This window comes from Alteromonas sp. BMJM2 (genome assembly GCF_027257845.1).
Taxonomy (GTDB): domain Bacteria; phylum Pseudomonadota; class Gammaproteobacteria; order Enterobacterales; family Alteromonadaceae; genus Alteromonas.
Genome location: NZ_JAPVOT010000008.1, coordinates 102,626 through 127,685, shown reverse-complemented (window position 1 = coordinate 127,685; position 25,060 = coordinate 102,626). Strand labels below are relative to the sequence as shown.

General features: G+C 41.7%; 21 protein-coding genes. 15 read left to right on the top strand and 6 right to left on the bottom strand.

Annotation, left to right across the window (positions count from 1 at the left end):
* The first annotated feature begins 10 nt into the window (after positions 1-10).
* Entirely contained in the window at positions 11-1,768 is a 1,758-nt protein-coding gene (locus O9X84_RS10850) for a DUF3466 family protein (RefSeq protein WP_269519771.1), read from the top strand.
* Between the two features lie 375 nt (positions 1,769-2,143).
* A complete protein-coding gene (gene rmf, locus O9X84_RS10845; RefSeq protein ID WP_032094108.1) occupies positions 2,144-2,320 on the top strand; it encodes a ribosome modulation factor in 177 nt (58 codons plus the stop codon).
* 75 nt (positions 2,321-2,395) lie between these two features.
* Here the strand turns inward: rmf and fabA are convergent, their stop codons facing one another.
* Complete coding sequence (gene fabA, locus O9X84_RS10840; RefSeq protein WP_032096223.1) at positions 2,396-2,914, bottom strand: 3-hydroxyacyl-[acyl-carrier-protein] dehydratase FabA; 519 nt, start codon at positions 2,912-2,914, stop codon at positions 2,396-2,398.
* 130 nt (positions 2,915-3,044) lie between these two features.
* On the opposite strand from fabA, the gene O9X84_RS10835 reads away from it, so the two are divergent.
* Entirely contained in the window at positions 3,045-3,332 is a 288-nt protein-coding gene (locus tag O9X84_RS10835) for a hypothetical protein (protein ID WP_032096224.1), read from the top strand.
* 37 nt (positions 3,333-3,369) lie between these two features.
* Here the strand turns inward: O9X84_RS10835 and O9X84_RS10830 are convergent, their stop codons facing one another.
* Both O9X84_RS10830 and O9X84_RS10825 read right to left on the bottom strand, forming a co-directional pair.
* On the bottom strand, positions 3,370-5,037 hold the full coding sequence (locus tag O9X84_RS10830) for a cryptochrome/deoxyribodipyrimidine photo-lyase family protein (protein WP_269519770.1): 1,668 nt from the start codon (positions 5,035-5,037) through the stop codon (positions 3,370-3,372).
* Positions 5,038-5,095: 58 nt separating this feature from the next.
* Positions 5,096-6,424, bottom strand: coding sequence for a DASH family cryptochrome (locus tag O9X84_RS10825; RefSeq protein ID WP_269519769.1), 1,329 nt, complete (start codon positions 6,422-6,424; stop codon positions 5,096-5,098).
* Positions 6,425-6,548: 124 nt separating this feature from the next.
* Between O9X84_RS10825 and O9X84_RS10820 the strand changes: the two genes are divergently transcribed.
* From O9X84_RS10820 to O9X84_RS10790, 7 genes are all read left to right on the top strand, one after another.
* On the top strand, positions 6,549-7,976 hold the full coding sequence (locus tag O9X84_RS10820) for a cryptochrome/photolyase family protein (RefSeq protein ID WP_269519768.1): 1,428 nt from the start codon (positions 6,549-6,551) through the stop codon (positions 7,974-7,976).
* Entirely contained in the window at positions 7,977-9,515 is a 1,539-nt protein-coding gene (locus O9X84_RS10815) for a cryptochrome/photolyase family protein (RefSeq protein WP_269519767.1), read from the top strand. It abuts the gene before it with no gap.
* Positions 9,502-9,648, top strand: a complete 147-nt coding sequence (locus O9X84_RS10810; protein WP_081926553.1) for a DUF2256 domain-containing protein — start codon at positions 9,502-9,504, stop codon at positions 9,646-9,648. Before O9X84_RS10815 ends, O9X84_RS10810 begins: the two co-directional genes overlap by 14 nt.
* Positions 9,649-9,765: 117 nt before the next feature.
* Positions 9,766-11,199 (top strand): DUF2254 domain-containing protein, encoded by a 1,434-nt coding sequence (locus O9X84_RS10805; protein WP_269519766.1) that lies wholly within the window; start codon positions 9,766-9,768, stop codon positions 11,197-11,199.
* A 111-nt stretch (positions 11,200-11,310) separates the two neighbouring features.
* A complete protein-coding gene (gene nhaC / locus O9X84_RS10800; protein ID WP_269519765.1) occupies positions 11,311-12,705 on the top strand; it encodes a Na+/H+ antiporter NhaC in 1,395 nt (464 codons plus the stop codon).
* A gap of 2,667 nt (positions 12,706-15,372) precedes the next feature.
* Entirely contained in the window at positions 15,373-16,515 is a 1,143-nt protein-coding gene (locus tag O9X84_RS10795) for a tyrosine-type recombinase/integrase (RefSeq protein ID WP_269519764.1), read from the top strand.
* Positions 16,516-16,700: 185 nt separating this feature from the next.
* Positions 16,701-17,051 (top strand): hypothetical protein, encoded by a 351-nt coding sequence (locus tag O9X84_RS10790; protein ID WP_269519762.1) that lies wholly within the window; start codon positions 16,701-16,703, stop codon positions 17,049-17,051.
* A gap of 149 nt (positions 17,052-17,200) precedes the next feature.
* Here O9X84_RS10790 and O9X84_RS10785 read toward each other — a convergent pair whose 3' ends face one another.
* On the bottom strand, positions 17,201-17,623 hold the full coding sequence (locus tag O9X84_RS10785) for a universal stress protein (RefSeq protein ID WP_269519761.1): 423 nt from the start codon (positions 17,621-17,623) through the stop codon (positions 17,201-17,203).
* A 139-nt stretch (positions 17,624-17,762) separates the two neighbouring features.
* Here O9X84_RS10785 and O9X84_RS10780 point away from each other — a divergent pair, with 139 nt between their 5' ends.
* Positions 17,763-18,245, top strand: coding sequence for a c-type cytochrome (locus tag O9X84_RS10780; protein WP_269519760.1), 483 nt, complete (start codon positions 17,763-17,765; stop codon positions 18,243-18,245).
* A gap of 70 nt (positions 18,246-18,315) precedes the next feature.
* Here O9X84_RS10780 and O9X84_RS10775 read toward each other — a convergent pair whose 3' ends face one another.
* The gene (locus O9X84_RS10775) at positions 18,316-19,947 is read right to left on the bottom strand and encodes an FMN-binding glutamate synthase family protein (RefSeq protein ID WP_269519759.1); all 1,632 of its coding nucleotides are present in this window, start codon (positions 19,945-19,947) and stop codon (positions 18,316-18,318) included.
* Positions 19,948-20,259: 312 nt separating this feature from the next.
* Here O9X84_RS10775 and O9X84_RS10770 point away from each other — a divergent pair, with 312 nt between their 5' ends.
* From O9X84_RS10770 to bfr (O9X84_RS10760), 3 genes are all read left to right on the top strand, one after another.
* On the top strand, positions 20,260-21,831 hold the full coding sequence (locus O9X84_RS10770; RefSeq protein ID WP_269519758.1) for a cation:proton antiporter family protein: 1,572 nt from the start codon (positions 20,260-20,262) through the stop codon (positions 21,829-21,831).
* 134 nt (positions 21,832-21,965) lie between these two features.
* Positions 21,966-22,442, top strand: coding sequence for a bacterioferritin (bfr, locus tag O9X84_RS10765; protein WP_269519757.1), 477 nt, complete (start codon positions 21,966-21,968; stop codon positions 22,440-22,442).
* A complete protein-coding gene (gene bfr / locus O9X84_RS10760) occupies positions 22,442-22,909 on the top strand; it encodes a bacterioferritin (protein ID WP_032096237.1) in 468 nt (155 codons plus the stop codon). The genes bfr (O9X84_RS10765) and bfr (O9X84_RS10760) overlap by 1 nt, the downstream gene beginning before the upstream one ends.
* 8 nt (positions 22,910-22,917) lie before the next feature.
* Here bfr (O9X84_RS10760) and O9X84_RS10755 read toward each other — a convergent pair whose 3' ends face one another.
* Positions 22,918-23,397: a hypothetical protein gene (locus O9X84_RS10755; RefSeq protein WP_269519756.1), complete on the bottom strand. Its 480-nt coding sequence runs from the start codon at positions 23,395-23,397 to the stop codon at positions 22,918-22,920.
* Between the two features lie 227 nt (positions 23,398-23,624).
* Between O9X84_RS10755 and ccoN the strand changes: the two genes are divergently transcribed.
* A complete protein-coding gene (gene ccoN, locus O9X84_RS10750; protein ID WP_032096239.1) occupies positions 23,625-25,058 on the top strand; it encodes a cytochrome-c oxidase, cbb3-type subunit I in 1,434 nt (477 codons plus the stop codon).
* Positions 25,059-25,060: the final 2 nt, after the last annotated feature.

The following is a 25,060-nucleotide window of genomic DNA, read 5'->3' as shown; positions in this document are numbered from 1 at the left end:
AGGATTTTAGATGAAACGAACTCAGCTTGCCGCCGCCGTTCTGTTGGCAACAGGAAGTGTTTCGGCTTATGCCGCAACTTACTCAGTGACACCTCTTCCGCTACAGGATTCTGCAAGAAGCAATTTTGGTCGCTCTATTGATGAAGCAGGACAAATGCTAACGATAGCGCAGCTTGAATACAATCCTCCCATCGACGTTGACCAACTGATCGATGGCACCGTTTTCTTCGAAACTTTTGGTCCTTCGCTGGAAGATGAAGATAGTGCGAGGGAAGGGGTGTTTACCGACTCAGATTACTCCACTATTGTCAGCTATATCATTAGCAACCAAACGTTTCCTCAGATTCAAAAGCTGACACAGTTTAGAACCTACATTACCGATACAGTAGATGCGGAATTAGTACCTGGGTTAGACGAAATTACCGATAAATTTGATGATTACACTCAATCAGTTCGGGTATCGGGCAGAGACAGCCTTAGCGGCAATTATATTGTCGGCGACTCTGGCGGTTTAGTTGTTTTAGATGCCTATGAGAATGCTGACGGTGACACCATTAATTATACGTACCCAGAGTCTTCACAGCAGGCGTTTGTGCAAGTATCTGGAACGACCAAAGTACTTCCTCCTGTAGATGATACCCTCGGCGGTTTTGCTTCAGCGCGAGCTATCAACAATAATCTACAAGTAGCTGGATTCAGTACGGTAAGCTTTCAAACCGCTGTTGATGATGCGGTAGCGCGCTGTGACGATGACGAAGAGCGCGGTGATATTTCTGTTGACCGTTGTTTATTCAATTTATACACGGGCGAATTTACTGCTCCTCGCGTATCTACGCCTTTTGTGACAGCACAAAACCCTTCGGTTCCAGCCTTTGTAAGCCTGTCAGAAGTTAACGCCACTATTTGGCAACTTGATGTCAACGGCGATGTTATTGACACACAGACGTATCCGCTGATTGAAGAGCCTGCTGAGGACAACACCTTTTACCTTTATACCTACGCTTTCGATATTAATGAGCAAGGTATTGCAGTCGGTGAAAGCTTAACCGGGGATTTTGTTGCTATTACTCGCCCAAATTCATCGGCAAGAGCGGAAAGTGAGCGTGTAGCAACCGTGTTTAGAGACGGTGAAACTATTGAATTACTTCCTCGTGATGAAAATATCATAAGCCAAGCCATTGGTATTAATGATAACAACTGGGTAACCGGTGCAGTGTTGCCGCCATCAAGTACGGCTTCACGCTCTCGTCTCTTTGTCTACAACTTAGAAACTGAAGAGAAAGCATACCCAGAGGGATTTTTCACTAGCGGTGGCGTAACGCCGAATGCGATTAACAACAATAATATTGTTGTGGGTAGCGCAGATGTGACAGCGACGAATGAAACCCAGCGTCAAACAACGGCTTTCATGTACAACATTGAAACTGAAGAGTTAATTGATTTAAACGATTTGGTGTCTTGTGATAACACCTACGAGCTTGTTGAAGCCGTAGATATTAACGATAACAATGAAATAATTGCTAACGCACGCCTAAGAACCACCAGTAAGTATATTACTGGCGTGGAAATTGTAGACAGCGCCGGTGAAACTAACGCCGTTGATTCTATTGTTGCGGTTAAACTATCTCCGCTATCAAACGGCACAATAGACGACTGTGAAGTACCTGAAAATGAGCAGCCATATGAAAGACAGGCCGCATCGACAGGGCTATTAGCATTAGGTGGTATGTTGTTAGCTGGATTATTTAGACGCAGAATTAAACGCTAAGGTTCTTATTAATTACTCATTAGTACTTACACGTAATAGTGATTACCTAGTTGCACATTTCCTTGAAAGTAAATGACGTTAAAGGCTACTCTTGTTGAGTGGCCTTTTTTATGTCTGTTCATAAATCAAACGTTCATTCGTTCACAAAAAATATGTGCGAAAAAAATTCACAAAACTGTAAAAATAATTTCATATAAACTTCATTCATTTATTAAATGTCAAGAATTTTAATTTCAAAATTCTCTTGAACCAATTGGCTAAGTGCACTATCTAAGTAATGTACGCAAAAGATTTTCCGGCACTTTTAATAAATATGATGTAGAGCGCCCGCGAACTGACGTTGTTGTACTTTCAACAAACAGAAGAGGCTAGTCAATGAAAAGACAAAAAAGAGATAAAATGACACGTGCACATTCTAAAGGCTATCAAGCTGGTATTAGTGGTCGTGCGAAGGAAAATTGTCCATTTCAGCAGAACGAAACCCGTTCACAGTGGTTAGGTGGATGGCGTGAGGCGGTAGAAGATAGGCACTTAGGACTTACTGTAAAATAATACATTCTCTTTTATACTGATTATGCAAAAGGAAAAGCCCCTAAATAAGGGGCTTTTTTTGTACTTGCGGAAAAATTAGAAATTTGATGTATCTTGGAACAGACCTACTTTGAGGTCTTTCGCCGCATAAATTTCTCTACCATCAACTTCCACAGTGCCATCAGCCATACCCATGAAGAGTTTACGTTTTATCACGCGTTTCATAGTGAGTTTGTAAGTGACTTTCTTTGCTGTTGGTAAAATTTGGCCAGTAAATTTTACTTCACCTACGCCTAATGCTCTGCCTTTACCCGGACCGCCGCTCCAGCCCAGGAAAAAACCGACAAGCTGCCACATTGCATCTAAACCAAGACAGCCGGGCATTACCGGATCGCCAGGAAAGTGACAATCAAAAAACCATAGGTCTGGTGATATATCCAACTCAGCGATAATTTCACCTTTACCGTGTTCTCCACCATCTTCGGTTATAGAGACCACACGGTCCATCATTAACATATTAGGTGCAGGAAGTTGGCTGTTACCTGGTCCAAACATTTCCCCACGACTACACGCTAGTAAGTCGTCTCTAGTAAAGCTATTTTTTCTCTCAGACATTCCCAACTCGTATTGTTTTAAATTTCAGTGCTAATTTAGCGAACAGTTGTGCGCTAAACAACTCCGAACAGTCATTTTTATAAAGAAAAACGCGTGGTACACTAAATTCTTCAAAAGGTACGTGAACAATATGACAGAAAAACAATCAAAAACAGCGCTTCAAAAAAATAACAGCGATAAAGCGAAAGCAAATGCTGATAAACAGCGACGCTTTAGAGAACGTCAAAAAGAAGCCGGTAAAAAACTCGTGCGCGGCTATGTGTCTCCAGAAGCCAAAGCGTGTTATGACGAAATTCGCGAGAAGACTGGGTGGACAGATAGCGAGGCCATGTCAAATGCCATGCGTCTTATGTATGCATCGTACAAATGCGGGCAAATTAAGCTTCTTACCGAGTGGCTCAGAAAGAACAATCGTTAACAGGTGGTGTGATAATCAAATTAGGTGATAACTGAAACTAGGCTTTCTTTTTTAGCCACTGTCTACTCGGGCTGTTTTGCATGGTGTGGCGATGCACTATTCGACGAGCTTCGCGCAATACGTCGTCCCGTTCTCTATACTGCCACAATCTTTCCCCGGTCTTTCTCGCCATACTGCCAATATCCACAATTGGTAACACATAGTCTTTTTCAACATCGAAATTCAGCATAATCGCTTCTAAGGGCGGCATGGCGTAGGGAGCATGCACAGTGTCACCGGGCAATTCGGCAAGCTCTGGTACCCACTTCCTAATGAACATGCCCTCTGGATCCAGTTTCATAGATTGAGTATGTGGATTGTAGAGGCGCACCGTATGAATGCCTGTTACGCTGGCCTGCATTTGAATTTGCGGGTAATGAATACCAGGCTCAAAGTCTAAAAATTGTGTGGCCAAATAGTGCGCCGCCTTTAGCCAATGTACATTGAGATGATGGCACAAAAAGCTCGTTACCATTGCCCTCATTCGAAAATTAATATAACCCGTTTGGGCGAGAGCCCGCATACAGGCATCAACCAGTGGGTAGCCGGTAGTCCCGTTTTTCCAATGATGAAAACGTCGCTCTGCCTCGGGGCCATCAATAAATGGAAATTTTTCATAGGCAGCATTCATCGGTCGCCATTCAATAGTATGTTCACTTTCAAATTTTTGAATGAAATGACAGTGCCAGTGAAGCCGGGATGTTAGGGCCGACAGTGCTCGCGACCACAGTGCTTTGTCTTTACCGGAGGACGCTTTCTTTATTTGCTTTTCTTTTTCAACAAAATGATAAACTTGCTTGATGGAGATATTTCCCCAAGCAAGATAGGGGCTTAATCGCGAACAGGAACGACGAGCGTCAAAAGGGCGAGATATATGCTTGTGATAGTACTTTCCTCTCTCCTCAAAGAAATGCTTCATTACGTGCCACGCTCGTTTTTCTCCTCCTTTTTGCATTTGGCCGCTACCTTCATCATGTGAGGCTTCAGATGAGCCTTCAGCTGAGTTCTCTGTTGCACTACTTGATGCTGATGCGCCACCTGATACTAATGGGTTTTGAAGTGCACCTGAAATTGAGCCAGGTTTCACATCAGAACTTGAGCCAGAAAGTAAAAAAGCAGAGTAGGTGGTGTCACTATCAGCTAAACGCGCATGCTGAGTCCAATTTACCCATTTTGCCAATTGAATATCGAAATCATAGGTTGGGGAATTAAAGTGTGCCTCCCAATTTTTCTGCCAACGTGCACGGTTAGGCAAGCCCCTTATCACTGCGCCTGTATTACACTCTAAAAATGGTATTTTGCATTTAATACAATAGGTTGCTATTGCCTTATCGCGGTTATACGTAACCAAAAGCCCAATTTCTTGGTAACTTCTTAGGGAGGATATGGTGAAATATTCCTGAATCTGCGATAGAGCCTCATGCACCTCCATGTGCATCTGCAATACTCGAATACCGCTGGGTAATTGGGCGTTAATATCGTCAAGACTCTGCTCTACAAATCGCCAATGACGAACATCCATATGAGGATCGGCAAGCAAGGACGGCTCCCAACAATAAAGTAAAAGGATGTTGTCACCGTTATTTACAGCATCAAACAGCGGCTGATGGTCTCGAAGCCTGAGGTCGCGCTTAAGCCAAATTACAGAAACGGCTTGTTGAGTCATACTTCTATGTTCACCTGCTTGCTGTTCATTCTCTTGAATATCTCGCTCTCTAAAATACTTAGGTTAACCACTTATCACGAAATGCACCGTCTCGGTCATAGGTGGCCGTTTGTTTATCGAGGTTAAACTGTCTATGTCCGCGAGGGTCGCTTCCCACGCCGGCAAGGTAAAGCCAATTGCCCCAATTGCTGCCCACATCAAAATCGAGTAACTGATTTTCAAACCATGCTGCACCAAAGCGCCAGTCTTGCTGTAATTCGTGTACAAAGCAGCTCGCTACTAATTGCCTTCCGCGATTAGACATATAGCCTGTCGCTTTTAGCTGTTTCATGCAGGCATCAATAATGGGGTAACCGGTATTGCCATTACACCAATCAACAAACACCTTGGGGTCATGCGTTGTGCCCGGCACTTTTTGCTGAATACCACCAAATTTAAACCATTTGTCTCCGTATTTTGCTTGAAGCCAATGAAAGAAATCACGCCACAACAGTTCAAAATAAATCCAATAAGTGGATTCATTTTTCTCAACCTGTTCTTCAAACAAGGTAACTTGGCGTACGACCTCTCTTGGCGACAATGCGCCTACGGCAAGCCACGGTGACAACTTTGTGCTATCACGCCAACTGTCCAAGGCGTTTCTCGTTTCTTTGTAGGTGGCTGCAGCATGCCACTCAAATAGGTATTTATTTAGATGCTCAAGGGCTGCACTTTCACCACCTTCAAAATCATTACTGCTCTGTTGCAAGGTTTCGCGTTGGTTGGCGAGTTCGTTTTCAATAATTAACGTATCGGCAGAGAGATGCTCAAGGGCAAATGCAGTAGGATAGATGTCAACGGGGCTGCAAACTTCTCTAGGATTTAGCTTTTTTTCCACCTTACGGCGAAACGGGCTAAACACATCAGGCATTTCTTCAATTGAAAAGGGTAAGTCAGATTCATTAAACAGTGTTATCGACTCACCCTCAACAATAGACATGTTTGGATAGCACCGAGCAAGTTCCTCTATTTGTTTCTGTTCATGAAAACCGCAATGTTTAGTCACTCCAAGATGGGTAAATTGACCTTGCTTCAGTACATTAGACAAACATTCTGAAATACTGCCCTTGAGAACCGTGAGTTTATGTCCTTTCTTTTCTAACGACGCTTTAAGGTCGCTGAGCGTTTCCAGTAAAAACTGATATCGATTATCACCAATCTGTTTCAACCCGTATTTGGAGGGTGAAAAATAGCTCTCATCAAATATATAAATAAAAGAAATTTCGTCTACTTGCTCACACAACGAGTCCAGTGCAACTTGGTCGTGAAGCCGTAAATCGTGTCTAAACCAAAAGACACCTCGTTGTTTTGATGTTGTATTGTCACTGCTAAGGTTTTGATTTGACATAGTAATTCTCAGGTTTATTTTTATATCACTTTTGTAATCACAACGGATCCTGAACCCGCCGAATTGCGTACAAGTTCAATTACGTTAGTAATCAAAGATTAGAGCAACACATTAAGGAAAAAAAGTGACCGTTCCCGTAAGTATTATGTGGTTTAGACAAGACCTCAGAGTGAATGACAACCCAGCACTTAACGCAGCCTGTGATATGGGTAAAATTCTCCCCATTTACATTTATGACGATACCACTCCCGATGGGAGGGTACCTGGCGGCGCGAGTCAATGGTGGTTGCATCACTCGCTTACCTCGCTTAATGACAGGCTAAACGGCCACTTAAAAATCTTTAAGGGTGACCCGAAAGTACTTATCCCAAAGATTATGGAAGCGATCAACGCTAAGGCGATTTTTTGGAATCGCTGCTACGAACCGTGGCAAATAAATCGTGACAAGGAAATTAAAAAACAGCTTATTGATAGTGATTTTGAAGCTTACAGCAGTAACGGCAGCTTACTCTGGGAGCCGATGAAGGTATTAAAAAAAGATGGAACACCTTATAAAGTGTATACACCTTACTATCGAAATGGTTGCCTAAAGATTGAAGAGCCACGCTATCCCAAGGCGCCTCCAGCGAGGATTACCTACGCGGATGATGAGTATAAAGATGACGGACTTGATGCGCTAAACTTGCTTCCTGAGATTAAATGGGACTCTACCATTAGCAAAATGTGGAAGCCCGGTGAAGAAGGTGCAGCGGACAACCTGTCAGAGTTTATACAACACGCGGCTAGACAGTACAAAGACGGCAGAGACATTCCTTCTATGAAAGGAACGTCGAGACTTTCTCCCCATCTTCACTTTGGCGAAGTGTCTCCCAATCAGGTGTGGTATGCGATAAAAGATAAATTCGGCTCCACAGAAGATAAGAGTATCGACACCTATTTGAGTGAACTTGGCTGGAGAGAGTTTAGCTATTACCTGCTGTTTCATTTCCCTACATTGCCAAATAAAAACTTTAACGACAAGTTCGATAAGTTCCCATGGCGCAAAGACGCCAAAGCACTGAAAGCGTGGCAAACCGGCAATACAGGTATTCCGATTGTGGATGCTGGCATGCGCGAACTGTGGCAAACAGGTTATATGCACAACAGGGTACGTATGATTGTTGGCTCGTTCCTTGTTAAAAACTTACTTTTAAGTTGGCACGAAGGTGAACGATGGTTTTGGGATACCTTGTTAGATGCAGATTTAGCAAGTAATAGCGCAGGTTGGCAATGGGTGGCTGGCTCAGGCGCCGATGCTTCCCCATACTTTAGAATATTTAACCCGATTTTGCAGGGCGAGAAGTTTGATAAGAAAGGTAAATACGTACGTAAATACTGCCCTGAATTAAACGAACTTCCCGATAAGTACATTCATAAGCCCTGGGAAACACCGGGCGTAATAGCCAAAGACGCCAAGTTAGAGTTAGGTAAAAGTTACCCCGAACCCATTGTAGATTTAAAAGCCTCTAGGCAGCGTGCTCTTGATGCTTTCCAAGAAATTAAAGGAAAATAGATGGCTTCACTCATTCTGGTTTTAGGCGATCAGCTTACCGATAATCTGCCGGCTATTGCGAATGCAACAAAGACGCAAGACACCATTTTAATGGCAGAGGTGAGGGAAGAAGCAACCTACGTAAAGCATCATAAAAAGAAAATAGCGTTTTTGTTCAGTGCTATGCGCCACTTTGCACAAGAACTAAAAGATAACAACTACAACGTAGATTACGTTACCTACAATGATGAACGCAACAAGGGCAGCTTATTGGCTCAGGTTGAGGAGGCATTAAGTGCTGGCGACTTTGACCAAGTGGTTGTTACCTCCCCGGGCGAGCACCGACTTCTAAGTAGTATACAGCAATGGGAAAACACGCTAAAAAAGCCCGTTAAAATCTCAGAAGATAATCGCTTTCTCGCAACGCCTCAGGAATTTAGTGACTGGGCCGAAGGGAAAAAGCAGCTACGCATGGAATTCTTTTACCGTGAGATGCGTCGAAAGCATAACGTACTCATGGAAGGAAAAGATCCTGTTGGCGGCAAATGGAATTATGATGCACAAAATCGCGAATCGATGCCAGACGATCATAAAGTACCAAAACACAGCACCTTTGATGTTGACGATATAACTAGAGAGGTCATTGAGCTTGTTGAAAACGAGTTTGCCGATCATTTTGGCGACCTAGACGACTTCTTTTTTGCTGTCACCCGTAAAGATGCCCTTAAGGTACTGAATACGTTTATTGAGGAACGCCTGCCTAACTTTGGTCAGTATCAAGACGCAATGGTTGAAGGCAAACCGTGGATGTATCATTCACATATTGGATTTTATTTAAACTGCGGCATGCTGACACCCAAAGAAGCGATAAGCGCCGCGGAGCAAGCCTATCACAGCGGGCAAGTTCCCCTTAATTCCGCCGAAGGCTTTATTCGTCAAATTCTAGGCTGGCGTGAGTACATTCGTGGGTTTTATTGGCACTTTATGCCGCAACTTAAAACGGATAACTACTTTAATAACGACAGAAATGTGCCTGAGTTCTTTTGGGACGCGCAAACCAATATGAACTGCATGCGTCAATGCATTAAAGAAACAAAGCAAAATGCCTACGCCCACCATATACAGCGACTTATGGTGATTGGAAACTTCAGTTTGCTCACCGAACTTAGCCCTGAACAAGTGCAGGCCTGGTATCTCGCGGTGTATGCTGATGCCTATGAGTGGGTAGAACTACCTAATGTGGCTGGCATGATCTTGTATAGTGATGGCGGAAATTTAGCCAGCAAGCCTTATGTAGCAAGCGGTAGCTACATCAATAAAATGTCTAACTATTGCAAAAATTGTGGCTATCAAGTGTCAAAAAAGACGGGGCCAAAAGCCTGTCCATTTAACTACTTATATTGGCATTTCATTGATAAGAATAAGGAAAAGCTCAGTAACAACCATCGCATGGCTATGATCCTTAAGACCTATGGCCGAATGAAAGAAGACAATATTAATGCGATGAAAGAGGATGCCGCCAAGTTTTTAACGAAGATAACGAAAAATGAAGAAGTCTGATCTGCCTACCAAAATGTGCCCAGTATGTAACAGGCCATTTAGCTGGCGTAAAAAATGGGAAAGAGATTGGGAGCACGTTCGCTACTGTTCTAAACGGTGCGCCGGTAACAAAAACAAGACACCAGCAAGTTAATTGGTAACATAAGTGAAAGGGCGAGCCTACATTCGCCCTTGCTATTTATATCCCCGCCGAATATAAGTAAGCATCAGACAACAATACTAACAAGTAAAAACCAACAGGAGTAAAGGTATGGACGCGCCATTGTCGGTAGATAAAGTACGGTTTTTGCTATTCAGTTTTAAAGAAAAATTGTGGATTAAACCTTTAAGTTTCTGCCTGCTTTCGCTACTCGCGGTTTTCGCTGCAAAGATAGTAGACGGCACTTCTCTTGCTGAACACCTACCAAAAATTGAACCTAATTCGGTTAAAACACTGCTTTCTATTATGGCATCGAGCATGATGGTGATTGCCACGTTTTCCGCCGGTGCCATGGTAAATGCGTATGCATCTGCAAGCCAGTCATCAACACCTCGCTCACTCGGGCTCATCATTTCAGATGATGTATCGCAAAACGCGCTATCAACATTTGTTGGCGCGTTTATTTACAGCGCAGTTGCTCTGACTGCAATGAGCCAGGGGTTTTACGAACAGGCGGGTGTATTTCTGCTCTTCTGCATTACCTGTTTGGCATTTGCTGTGGTAATTTTAACCTTTATTCGTTGGGTTGACAGTGTAGCTCGTTTGGGTCGAGTTGAATCTACCACACTGAAAGTTGAAGAAGCGACACAGCGCGCCATTGAGCAACGAATTAAAAACCCCTGCTTAGGCGCCATACCAGCAGGCGATATTAAAGAGCAGGGGAGTTTTGCGGTACAGACCTCAGAGGTTGGGTACATACAGCTAATAGACCTTGCCAAGATTCAAGAGTGGGCAAACAACAACGATCTGTTTGTTAACATTGCCATGCTGCCTGGGGAATTTGTTACGCCGGAAAAACACATCGCTTACGTGAATAAAGATATTGACTGTGAAGGGTTAATCTCAGCGTTTAATATAAGTTCGTCGCGCTCTTTTGAGGCTGATCCACGCTTTGGTTTTATTGTGCTAGCAGAAATAGCGTCACGTGCATTGTCTCCATCGGTAAACGACCACGGAACTGCAATCGGCATTGTTAGCAGTATCACCCGTTTAATGCTGTTGTGGTCGAAACCAGATAAGAACACTGACAAAACCAATCAGGACGGGCGCGCCTCCAACCATAATAAAGCAGCAAGGACCTCAGACGACAATACCTATGAACAACCGAATCATGGCAAACCGCATTATGAGAAACCGCATAATGACAAACCCCATTATGAAAAACCAAAGTACGACCGCATTTCCGTTCCTAAAATTTCAATACACGATATCTTTGATGACGCATATACAAGTATCGCAAGAGATGGCGCTGGCAACATTGAAGTTGCCATAAGAATTCAAAAGTCATTACGAACGTTATTTGCGTGTTTCGAGAAACTCAAAAAAGACACCGGTAGCGAATTAGCGTCTGATTTTTCAAAAGTGGCGAATGACTTTGCCACACAAAGCTTTAAACGCAGTGAGCAGCAACTGTGCTTTGAGCAAGATAAAGCGCGGTTAGAAAAAATCTACCGAGGTAACTCCCAAAGCGCTAATGATAAATAGTCCTTATAAAAAGTATTACCAATAACGAATAGCTAAACTAACGAAATGCACCTATAAACACGAGTGCGCTTTAATCAATAATTTAGTCGCTAATAGGCAATCTTACTACTTATGTCCAAATCCACTAAATCGCCACTGCGCACGCCTTCATTCCTGCAGTCTTTCATCTGCTTTAGCGTGATTGTTATTGCCCTAGCTGGCGGTATTTTTGGACTGGGTATTAGTCTGCATGCGCTGATGTTTTTGTGCCTAATATGGGTGGGTTTAAATGCCTATTTAATTGGGTACAACTACCTACAAATTCGCGAGCTAATGACAAATTCACTGGCTCGAGCCATGCCCGCTATCTATATTTTCATATTGATTGGCATGGTAATTTCTAGTTTTATGCACAGCGGTACAATCGCGACGCTGATGTATTACGGGTTGAGCTGGCTAAGCCCTAGCTTATTCTTAGCCGTTGGCATGATACTGTGCGCGATTATGTCTGTGGCAACTGGAACGTCTTGGGGCACGGTGGGTACACTGGGCGTTGTGTTAATAGGTATAGGAAGCACCATGAATATTCCACTTCCATTGGTGGCGGGAATGATTGTTTGTGGTGCTACCTTTGGCGATAAAATGTCACCTATTTCAGATACCACAAACCTTGCAGCAATGAGTGCTGGAACCACACTGTTTCGCCATATCTATTCCATGCTCTTTACCACGTTACCTACATTTATTATCACCCTCATCATTTTTGTAGTCATAGGGTTAAGCTATGGAGATCAAAACCTTAACCTAAGTGAAGTCGCGTTGATTCAAGATGCACTGGCAAACAACTATAGCCTGACACCCATTGTCACCTTGCTTCCACTTATAGTATTGGCCACCTTAAGCATTAAAAAAGTACCTGCAGAAGTCACCATGTCATTCAGTATTTTACTCGCCGTGTTTATTGCCATCTTTTATCAAGGCGAGAGCTTTATCAGCGTGTTGAATGCGCTATGGGAAAATAAACCGGAATCGACTGGCATCGAAAACTTAGACGCGTTACTCGGTCGCGGCGGTATAACGAGCATGAGCTGGACACTATTGCTTGCCTTAATGGCTATCGCCTTAGGCGGCGTTTTACACGGAGCCGGTTTTTTAAGTTCGCTTCTTGCTGGCAGTATTGCCAGAGTAAAACGAACGGCATCTCTGGTTGCTACCACTATCGTGGCTGGCTTTGCAGGTAATGTGGCGATGGGAGAAGCCTACATCTCAATTATTCTGAGCTGCCAACTTTTTAAGCCAAAATACGAACAACAGCAATTAGACAGCGCCGTACTTTCACGCTCAGTAGAAGAAGGGTCCACAATGACAACTGGCCTTATACCTTGGACAACGGCAGGTGCATTTTATGCCGCAACCCTTGAAGTTGACGTTTTATCTTATGCACCTTACGCCTTTTTCAATTACTTAAACGGTATTGTGGCAGTAACGATGGCGGCATTCGGATTCGGGCTGCTTAAAAAGCCTTAATCTAGTAACGAAGAAAGTAGGGCTGTCAGCACTGTTTTATTGTTGTTGTAATAGGTAACTTGCGTTATTGAAAAAAAGCTCATGAACTTTCTATATAGGTATTTAAAAGACACCCTCGAAACCTAACTATTCAAGAGAGTCAGCGTGATGCGTTAACTTACTGGAAACCAAGTTTCCAAACGCAAAAATCGTTAGTCATTATCAAGTCAGCTTTATCTACTTTTATCTATTTTGATTAATGCAAAATAACCGAAACTCTCACAAAGAAAATCATACGCAGCATCGGTAACTTTTAAAAACTCTTAGTCGATTTCATTTTTGACACCGGTACCAAAACCTCTAGCTGATACTCAAGTCTTTCAAAAAACATTTGCTTAGAACTCGACGGAAGACACTTAAATGCCCAGCAGTATATTTCAGTCATCAAAATATAGGAGCATATTAGAAAAAGTTTTCTAGACTTTCATCAGGGTCTGATTGAAAACTGCTGGTTGCGGAAGGACTTATATTGATACTAATTACATAACTAATCGGCTTTGAACTAAATAATAAACCTAAAATTGAAAGACATAAAACGAGCCAGTCGAATTACAATTTGTAACAGGCGTAAAACACAAAGTAGCACTAAAGTCTTTGCTTAAGCCTAAGGATGCAACCAAGATTATAAGATGACGCTACGTGAATTAAAAAGAAGAATGTGAGGTGTAGTACGTCAGATTTTACGTAGAAGACGATTTAAATTAATACACATACCATAGAAAGAGCTGCTAATAAGGCAGTCATTATCAAATATGTTTCAATTCAATTTTTCACAAAAACAAATCCAAAAGAAAACCTGCAAAAAGCCAATCACAAGCACAGTGAAACACTCATTTAGGACTACTCACAATTTAGTAAACAACATAACTGAGCGTAAAGCACAGCAGATGTAGTAAAAGTCGGTAAGTCTTCACGCACAGCAAACCAACCAAGCAGCAAAGGATACGCCTCTAAAACATCAAAATACATGATTGCGCATAATGTATATTATGTTAAATAGACTATTAAAGTATTCAAAAAGGCATCGTCAATTAAGAAAGTGTATCGCCTATCCATCTTTTATTGGTTCTTATTTTATGCGTAAAAGTTTTTAGAGCTCTTTAATTAAAAGCGAAGTTCTTATACTGGCTTTTAAAATCGCAATCAGTGAGAAGCAAAGCATCGACTAATAATAAAAGACATGTGTGCTTCTGATTTAATTCAATGACGCTTCAAGTAAAGACCTCTTGTTACAGTCCGGAGTTAATAGCGGCCTAGATATTAAAGATTAGTATGGCAGTCTGATATCTAGTACAAGTACTCTATGGCTAAATCAAAAATAAGAATTTTAATTCTTTTGAATTAAATACTTTTCAACTACAGAGGCATTTTCAGTTGATCATTTATTTATGATTTAATTCTTACGAAAGTGTTCTTATGAAAGTGTTCTTATGAAAATAAATCAGCGATTAAAAGCGATGCATAGAAAGCCACAGATGTGTTTAGCGGCGTAGTTAAAATACTTGTTATAGTTTTTAATATTTAGCGATTAATAGGCTTATTCGCTTTCTATTTCTGCTTAAGTTTTTGAGATTATTTATCGACATTTAATTTAATAGCAATGACTATATAGAGGGCAAATTTTCTCAATATTTCTCATCTAGGATTAAATACCGTAAGAGTTTGGACATTGCTTAAAGAAGAATACAAGACTGGTTCTTTTGATTTACTTTGTTTTACTAGATTGGATTAAACCACTTTACTTTCTGTCTCCTACTTCAAATTCTTCAAAGAAAAAACATAGGTGTGTCAATTACCGACGGATTGTTTATAAGTGCTTTACGCTTTCTATGCTTTTTACACGTAGCAGCCAGGGCCAGTTTTAAACGGGTCTTGAATTGAGATTTGAATTCGCGGGTTTTAATTCATATTAAAATTTGTTTTATAGTTTGAGCAGCACCGCTGTACATCTTCATAGTGATGAAGGATTCTGCCTAATACAATGAAGAAGATCTCACTTCTCATAGTTCCTGTTTATTGAAAGGTACCGGTATATAGAAAAGGTTCATTCTCGTGAATTCTGCAAGGCAGAGGGCTGGAAAACGCCTCAGATTTTACGTAGGAGCGCCTGTTTTTTGAGCCACATTGCATCGGCTGTAGTCTAAATTTCACTAAAATACCGCCACTAACTGTATAAATGCACAGTTATGTGTTATTTTGCATAAGGTTGAAGGGGTTATTATGGTATCTGAATAGAGCTTATATTACCTATATTATCATGCTGAATGTTCACGCATGATAATTACAGTTATCATGCGTGAATACTTAAAAAAGTAAACATTTTCAAATAGTTAGAAATAACTTTGGCTCTTCATTTCTTTGTGTTGACTGTGGATTTAATGAGTATGCGCTCGCTTTGTGCCCCCTAATATTAATAACGCTGATTGGTTTATAGTTTATTTAGTCCTTTTCGTCTCAAAAGGATATTCCATAAGTTTCGCCGTAAGCTTTTTTAGAAAAAAACGTCAACATACACGTTACTTGATTCGTTAACGTGATTCATTAAATACTTTTGAACTCAGTGAGTAAGAGCCCTTTTCGACCAAGGCTACCCACATTTGATAAGAAATCCGTTGAGGCTTTGGCTTTATGACAAATAAGATTATTAAGCATCGTTCCCATCAAATATTCCCAGTACCGCTGGCAAATACAGCAGAAGTTTCAGATGATGCATACGGTGTTACTTCAGAAACTTCAGAAAATCATGCCTATTCATCTGCCGACCAAAGCTTTCAGAAATATTTCACAGATATATTTTCTAAACTGCCTTACAACACACAGCGAGCTTATATTAGTGACTACAACGAATTTTCGATTTTCTGTAAGCAGAATAATTTTCAAGGTTTGAACAATAGCTTTACTAGCAATGAAGAATGCATAAAAGAATACGTTGCCCTGCTATGCCAAACTCCCCTCGCCTACAGAACCATCAAGCGACGGCTTTCAGCATTGAGTAAGTTCTTAGGCATGGCAAAGCTACCTAACCCGATTATTCGTTCGGTCTATCTAAGAGATTTTATTCGGTTGTCGCTTATAGAAAACAAAAAGTTTCGTATGTCTCATAAACAAGCGGTTCCACTCACTATTGAAATGGTTGAGCAGATCAATAATAAAATCATCCCCGATTCCTTGCTCGAACTTCGAGACCTAGCCATTATTAATCTTATGTTCGATGCCCTTCTTCGTGCAGACGAATTAGTCAGGGTGTGCATTGAACACATTTCTCATCGAAATAACACGGTACTCGTTGTATCTTCCAAGAGCGATCAAAGTGGCGATGGCCAATATAGATATGTGTCATCGAGTACACTTTCTATGATTAACGAATACATCAACGAGGCAAATAATAACCCTTCTACATCACTTCCTAGAGATCAGAATGACCCTCGTTCAATTAGTAAAGGTGTATTGTTTAGGCGGGTTAACAATCACAAAACGGCGCTTCATCCTTATCAAGAAAGTCATAGCGCAAACCAAGACGCCGTGTTGAATTACTCTAGTATTTATAGGTTGTGGCAGCGAATTGCAGTCCGAGCAGGTATTCAAGAAAATATCACGCCACACAGTGGACGAGTTGGTGGAGCAGTTTCGTTAGCGGAAGACGGCGCATCGTTGCCCGAATTGCAGTTAGCGGGCGGCTGGCAGTCACCGGAAATGCCAGGCCACTATACCAAACAAGCCAGTGTTAAACGTGGCGGCATGGCAAAATTGTCTTCAAAGCATAAGCGCTAGTGCTTTCAGTATTGAAAAATGAATTATTAAAGTATTTATAAAACAATGCGTTATAATCACATTTTTGTTACGCGTAACCAAATTGGTTCATTAGGACATTTCTGTCTGGGTAAATTAGAACTTACTTTGACTTTATTGCGTATCCATTAAGTAATACTGAATAGGTATAAATACAAGGAGATACTATGAGTAATAGAATTGATTCTAAACATGGAAAATTATTGGCAGAAATTGTGGTTCCCTCGTCATGCTGGAAGTTGCAACCTGAAAAACAAACGCCGTTTAAAAGTGATTCTGAAGCGCTTAGCTATTTAGATTCTCATAACGAACCGCTTTACATGCATGTGCCTGTAAATGAAAGTGATGACACCATTCGCCTTTGTGTTTCATCACGTAACGCTGATGTTGTGTTTACTATTAACAGTACTAAGTTTGGTGGGGAAACTGCCCTTCACTACTCTCACCTTAAAAATCTTGAAAGCACTATTCGCACCCTTGTGACAGACAGCTGCGATTTATCAATCAAAGCGTTATAAAGTCTTAGACGTAGAAGTTAAGTAGTAAATTTAATTTATTATTTCTAGTAGCATATTGATGTGCTAGTGCCAGTGGAGCTTTATAAAAGCTCCACTGGTTTTAGTGATTTTGCTACTGGAAGAATCTTGGATAGTTACTGCGAGACTTTTTACACTTTCACTGCTAATACATCGGTTTTAACACCGTGTAATACGGCATTCGCAGTAGAGCCTAATAATAGCTTTAAACCGCTTTGGCCATGAGTGCCTACCACGATTAAATCTGCGCTAATTTTTTCAGCTAAATGATGTATCTCATCTGAAGGCGAACCAATCTCTACATTAATATTTGTTTGTGGTATTCCGTATTTATCTGCCACATCTTTCAATACGCTTAATGCGTGTTCACGTACTTCCTGTGAAAAATCTTTCTCTAGAAAAAATCCATAAGGCTCTACATTAGTCTGCGGGTAAGCCACATACAATAGATGTAATTGTTGACTGCCACTCGCTATTGCAAGTGCCTTTTCGACTACCAACTCGTAATCAGAATACACATCAATGGGTACTAGAATAGTTTCGTAGCTCTGCATAGTGTTGTCCTTATACCTTTGTTGAAATGTTAATAATAGTGCATGTTTTATAGCTTTGGATTGAGCTAAATCAAATAGTGTCAGTTATATTTAGTCAATACTTGTTAATGAACCACAAGGGTTGGTTAAGGAGAAAACGATGCGTATTACAATAATGCTACTGGCATGCATATTCTTAAGTGCATGCGATCAAGGTGCTAATTCCCCCAGAGGGTTTAGCTTACCCGAGGGTAATATTGAACAAGGTGAGATGGTATTTCAAAAGTATGGATGTAACGACTGTCATACGGTTGCTGGTGAAAAAGCAGATAGCAGCGGAAGCTTTTTAGTTAGCCACCCTATTCCCCTTGGCGGAAGCAGTGGCAGAATTAAAACCTACGGTGAATTAGTTACCAGTATTATTAACCCTTCTCACAAACTTACACCACGTCGTCCAGCAAGTTTTACCAGTGAAGACGGCGTTTCATTTATGCGTATTATCAATGATGAATTAACGGTGAGTGAACTCATAGACCTAGTGTCTTATTTGCAGCCTAAGTACAAAGTGATGCCTTATCGCACCACCGACTACCGTTTGTATCAGTTGAGGATCCCTGAAAAAGCGGCCGAAAACAACGACTGAATGGCTTACGTTAATTAGGTTTGAAAGTGGTATTCAACGCCTCTTGTAGATTTAAGGTAAAGGCAGATGTCTAGGACACTGCCTTTGTTTCTTTATCGATTTCGGCAAGCAGACTCGATGGCATAAAGCTATCTGAATTAGCTTCCTCATAATGTAATTTGTAGCGTTCAGGAATTTCGTCGGTTAAAAAAGCGCCTTTCTTAATCAAAGGGTACATTTCGTCATAACGTGCAACGTTACATTGGTCGATACGCTTAAAAATATGGGTTCTGTTCAACTCATTGGTATTTTTATGACCGGTTGAAGATAGCAAGTCAATAAGGGCGTGAACCGTCTTTTGATGAAAGCGATAAACACGTTCAAATTTATCTTCAACATCCAAGCCTCTTGCTAGTTTAGGATCTTGAGTTGCTACACCTGTTGGACATTTATTGGTATTACATGACAGTGACTGTACGCAGCCAAGCGCCAGCATCATTCCCCTCGCGCTGTTACACAAATCTGCGCCTAAGCTTAGATTCTTGGCCAATTGAAATGCAGTAATTATTTTACCTGACGCAATAATCTTTATATTTTCACGTAAACCAAACCCCATTAAACAGTCATCAATAAAAGCTAACGCGTCACGTAATGGAAAGCCAATAGAGTTAGTATATTCTAGCGGCGCTGCACCAGTGCCGCCCTCGCCTCCATCTACGGTAATAAAATCCGGCGTTATTCCTTTGCTTACCATGGCTTTACACATAGCGATAAATTCACTTTTTCTGCCAAGCGCGAGTTTAAGACCGACGGGTTTTCCATCACTTAAATCACGTAACTGTTGAATAAATTCGACCATTTCGAGGGGCGATGAAAACGCACTATGCCGAGGTGGAGAGTCAACCTGAGTACCGGCAGTTACCCCTCTAATTTTAGCTATTTCAGGAGTATTTTTATAAGCAGGTAAAATACCGCCATGGCCAGGTTTCGCTCCCTGACTTAACTTAATTTCAATCATTTTAACGTTGTCTAACGTCGCTTTTTCTTTAAATAACTTGGCATCAAATTGTCCGTCTTCGGTTCTGCAACCAAAGTAACCTGTACCAATTTGCCATACAATATCGCCTTTGTTTTCAAGATGATAAGGGGTAAGGCCGCCTTCCCCCGTGTTGTGATAAAAACCGCCCTTAGCCGCACCTTTATTCAATGCCAAAATCGCGTTTTTGGAAAGGCTGCCAAAACTCATTGCACTTATATTGAGTACACTCGCTCTATAAGGTTGTTTGCAATGGGGACCGCCAATATTCACTCGAGGATTTTGCTCTACGTCATCAACTTCCCTTGCAGCCAAAGAGTGGCCCATCCATTCATAGCCTTCTTCATAGGTATCCAGTTGTGTACCAAAAGGTACAGTTTCTCTGCTATCTTTAGCTCTTTGATACACTATGTTGCGAAACATACGAGAAATCGGGGCACCTCCCGTATCCGTTTCGATAATGTACTGTTGAATATAAGGCCGAAGCCCTTCAATTCCCCATCTTGCTCGGCCAATCAACGGGAAGTTTCTCAGTATGGCATGCTGTGGTTGATAAGCGTCATACAAACCAATGATGAGTAATGGACCCGATACAATGAGAAACCACCATAGGGCGGGCTCGACAATACTTAGGGCAACATTAAACACAACCAATGCTGTTAGTGTTATTAAAATAGTTTTTCGCATTGTATTTCCTTTACTGGCATTACTAATTTTCCTAGTTTATCGAAGTCACAAAGCGCGAAGTCTTAAAACTAGGCTCTCACCGCTACTTGTATCAGTTTCATTATCTATATGTTTTTATGTTATTTTATTGATAAGGATCAATGTGATTATGGTTACGCATAACTCAAAGGGCGTAAATGTTATGCGAATTTGTAGTTTTACGTGATAAAGTTTATATCACTGAGGTCTACTGTACATAAAGTCTTATTTATTATTAAGACACGTGAACTTAGCAGCTCACGTTTTTTTTAAACTTATAGGGTTAAAGTATCCATGGAGTATGCGTTTCTTCTCTTTGCTTTCGTATGTGGACTAACGGTTAAATTGATAGGTGTACCACCACTTGTCGGTTATCTCATCGCAGGTTTTCTTCTCAACTTCGCTGGTTATTCGTTAACTGATGATCTTACCCAAATAGCGAATTTGGGTATAACCATTATGCTATTCACTATTGGGCTTAAACTTAATCTTAAAGATTTAAGTCGAAGAGAAGTATGGGCCGGCAGTGTTTCTCACACACTAATCTGGATTGGTGTTATCACCTGCGTCATGTACGGTGCTGCGGCGTTAGTCGCTCAAGCCTCTGATGCCGTTTCTTGGCAAAGTGCTGTACTCATTGCTTTTGCGCTCAGTTTTAGCAGTACCGTTTGCGTTGTAAAAGTGCTTGAAGAAAGTGGTGAAAGTAAAACGCGCCACGGACGCTTGGCCATTGGTATTTTAGTGATGCAAGACGTTTTTGCGGTAGTGTTCCTCGTGGCAGCTACAGGTAAACTTCCCTCAGTATATGCGCTTGGGTTACTCGCATTATTCCCTGCTATGCCGCTTATTAATAAAATAATAAGCAAATCTGGACACGGTGAACTTCTCCCTCTTACTGGTTTTATATTAGCACTTGGCGGTTATCAATTATTTGAATTAGTGAACATAAAGGGTGATTTGGGTGCGCTCATTTTTGGCATCATGTTGGCTCAACATGAAAAAGCCACTGAGCTATCAAAATCACTTTTAAGCTTTAAAGATCTGTTTTTAATTGGTTTCTTCTTAACAATTGGTCTTACTGCGTTGCCTACCCTGAGTATGGTTGGGATGGCCTTAGTATTCTGTCTTTTTCTACCTTTCAAAGCCATATTGTTTTTTGGTCTTTTCACCTCGTTGCGCCTGCGTGGAAGAACCGCTTACCTCAGCAGTCTAGTTTTGGGAAACTACAGTGAATTTGGTCTTATTGTTGGTGCCGTCGCGGTTTCCATGGGACTTTTGGCAGAATCATGGCTTGTCATTATTGCCCTCGCGGTATCTATCTCATTTGTCTTTACAAGTATTTTATATAAAGGTTCTCATTCTCAATATAACCGTTTTAAAGACAAAATTAAGCGGTTTGAAAAAGAAGAACGATTAAAAGAAGATGTTTACCCTACTTTGTCACAGGCAGAATTTTTAGTGATTGGTATGGGTCGCGTAGGCCGAGGCGCATTTAACGCCCTGTCGAAGCTGTCCGATGTCAATGTATGTGGTATGGACGCAGATAGAATTAAAATTAAGAAAATGGCAAACGAAGGCCATAAGGTAATTTGCGGCGATGGCGAAGATGTAGACCTTTGGGAAAATCTAGATTTAAACAGTACGCAGCTGGTACTGCTAGCATTACCCTCTATCCAAGACGCGATAAATATTACTACTCAGCTCAAGAACGCGGGTTACCAGGGTCGTGTTGCTGCTATAGCCCGCTATGAAGATGAAGTGTCTTACTTACTTGAAAATGGCATAGACAAAGTCTTTAATTTCTTTACTGAAGCAGGCCTTGGTTTCGCCGATGAAAGCTTAACGTATGTACGCTCCCATCAGTAAGGTATTACTAATGCGAACGAAGGATTGATTGAGAACTGTTTTCATTAGTAAATCATTGTTTTTACTAATATTTTTTGACATATCCCACACTTTCAACTAGACTCCACCCATTATTTACATATAGGACGTTCGCAATGCAAGGCGATAGACAAGTTATAGCGAAATTGAACGAGGTTCTCACAAGCGAGCTTACCTCGATAAATCAATACTTTCTGCACGCTCGTATGTTCAAAAATTGGGGATTTGAAGTTCTCAATACCAAGAACTACAAAAAGTCTATTAAAGACATGAAGCAGGCAGATGACATTATAGAGCGCATTTTATTCCTTGAAGGCTTGCCTAATCTTCAGGCGCTTGGAAAACTTTATATCGGTGAAGACACAGTTGAAATGCTCAATTGTGACGCTCGTTTTCAAAAAGAGCAGCTTCCTCTCCTACGCGAAGCCATTGCACTGTGCGAGGAAAAACAAGATTACGTTTCAAGAGATTTACTCGAAGACATTCTCGAATACGAAGAAGAACATCTAGACTGGATTGAAACGCAAGAATATCAAATTGATGCCATGGGCATTGAAAACTATCTTCAAGCGCAAGTAATGGGAGACGACTAATGAAAGGCAATCAAAACATCATCAATGGTCTTAACGAATTACTGGGCTATGAGCTTGCCGCGATGGATCAGTACTTTATTCATTCTCAGATGTATTTAGACTGGGGCTTCAACAAATTGTACGAGCGCATCGACCACGAGTTTGACGATGAGCGCGGCCATGCTACTAAGCTAATAGAACGCATGCTGTTTCTAGAAGGCACGCCGGATATGGTCACTCGCACAGGTCTCAAAGTGGGGACTGACGTTCCTGAAATGCTTGAAAGCGACCTTCGTGTAGAATATGAAGTTGATGCAAAACTGCGTGAAGTTATCGCGCTGTGTGAGCAAGAAAACGATTACGTAACCCGAGATATGCTAATTGTGTTGCTCGACGACACTGAAATGGACCACGCACGCTGGTTAGAGCAACAGCTTGGACTTATTAAACGCATTGGTTTGCAGAATTACCTACAGGCTATGATGTAACAGCGTCGTTAAGTCTCAGTTGTAAAATACAGGTAGCTTGGTGCTGCCTGTTTTTTTATGTTCAATCGGAGTTGCCATGTCATTACCGGCTCGCTGCAGCTGCCTAGCATAAACCAACCGCTCCATTCGCCCTTTACCGATTGTTCGAGCAGTACGGGCACTTTTCCCATATACATATTCACCCCTTCAATCCATGCGCTCTCTATAATTTCATCGTTTGGCATACGAAGAGACAGCGTGATTGATTCTTCAGGCATTGGTTGTTTAGAAAAACGTGCTACGGCTAATTCGTCATCTATTAAGAATTCGCAAGTTTTGTTGGAAAACGTGCAGCTACTTTTTAAACCGCTTATAATGTCAGAGTCGGTAGAGACTGACGATTGATAACTATGTGCGACATACACACATACTGCGACGACTAAAATAGCGAAGAGTGGCAGTTGAGTTTGTAAAAACTTTGATCTTTTATTGTTATTGCTTTTTTTCATTTCTTAAATTTTTTGTATTTCTTTATTGATAGAGATCAAGCAAGGCCAGTTTGTGGTATCTTTTTGTTATCAAAAACCTTATTATCCGCGGACCAACTGGCTTGGAGACAATAATTATTACTCTTTCCGGGCTCGGTGTGAAGCGTTATTATTAGCTGATACGCGTTTCAACCGCACTATTCGGCAGTTGGAGACCATAGTTCATTTGAAGTGGAAGATTCATTAAAATGAGTGAGACAAGCCAAGCACAACCTGATTACAATTATAAAGTAGTTAGGCAATTTACCATCATGACCATAGTCTGGGGTATCATTGGTATGGGACTGGGGGTATTCATTGCAGCGCAATTGTTTGCACCTATGCTCAACTTTGACACACCGTGGCTAACATTTTCGCGTTTGCGTCCTTTGCACACTAACGCCGTTATCTTTGCCTTTGGCGGCTGCGCATTATTTGCGACGTCGTACTATATCGTTCAACGTACCAGCCAGGTAAGACTGTTCAGTGACAAGCTCGCTGCATTTACTTTCTGGGGCTGGCAGGCAGTCATCGTACTTGCCGTTATCACGTTACCCATGGGGCTTAGCAGTTCAAAAGAATACGCTGAGCTAGAATGGCCAATCGATATTTTAATTGCCCTAGTCTGGATTGCGTACATTATCAACTTCTTCGGTACGTTGGTGATTCGTAAGGTTTCGCACATTTATGTGGCAAACTGGTTCTTAGGCGCATTCATGCTTACCGTTGCTGTTTTGCACATTGGTAACAGCATGGCAATTCCTGTGTCTTTCACTAAATCATACTCCTTGTACGCGGGTGCAGTGGACGCTATGATGCAGTGGTGGTATGGACACAACGCTGTAGGCTTCTTCCTTACCGCCGGATTCTTAGGAATGATGTATTACTTCGTTCCCAAGCAAGCTGGACGCCCGGTTTACTCATACAGATTGTCAATCGTTCACTTTTGGGCGCTGATTTCACTTTACATTTGGGCTGGTCCTCACCACCTTCATTACACTGCCCTTCCAGATTGGACGCAGTCATTGGGTATGGTGATGTCGATTATCTTATTCGTGCCTTCTTGGGGCGGAATGATCAACGGCATAATGACCCTATCAGGCGCATGGCATAAGCTACGCACCGACCCGGTATTGCGCTTCCTTATTGTTTCATTGTCTTTCTATGGTATGTCTACCTTTGAAGGCCCTATGATGGCAATCAAAACAGTAAACGCACTATCGCATTACACAGACTGGACAATCGGACACGTTCACTCGGGTGCACTAGGTTGGGTTGCTATGGTGTCAATTGGCTCTATTTACCACTTGATTCCAATACTATTTAACCAGCCGGCAATGTACAGCACGCGTCTTGTTAATGTTCACTTCTGGTTTGCCACAATTGGCGTTGTACTTTACATCGTAGCAATGTGGATGTCGGGCGTATTACAAGGTCTTATGTGGCGTGCAGTTAATGCAGACGGCACACTGACGTACAGTTTTGTTGAGTCTTTAGAAGCATCGAAGCCGTTCTATGTAGTGCGTTTCATTGGTGGTTGTTTCGTGGTTACAGGCATGCTTGTCATGGCTTATAACACATGGAAAACCGTTCGTGCCCCTAAAGGCAGTATCGCTGTAGACCCAGCGACACAGCCGGCGTAGTA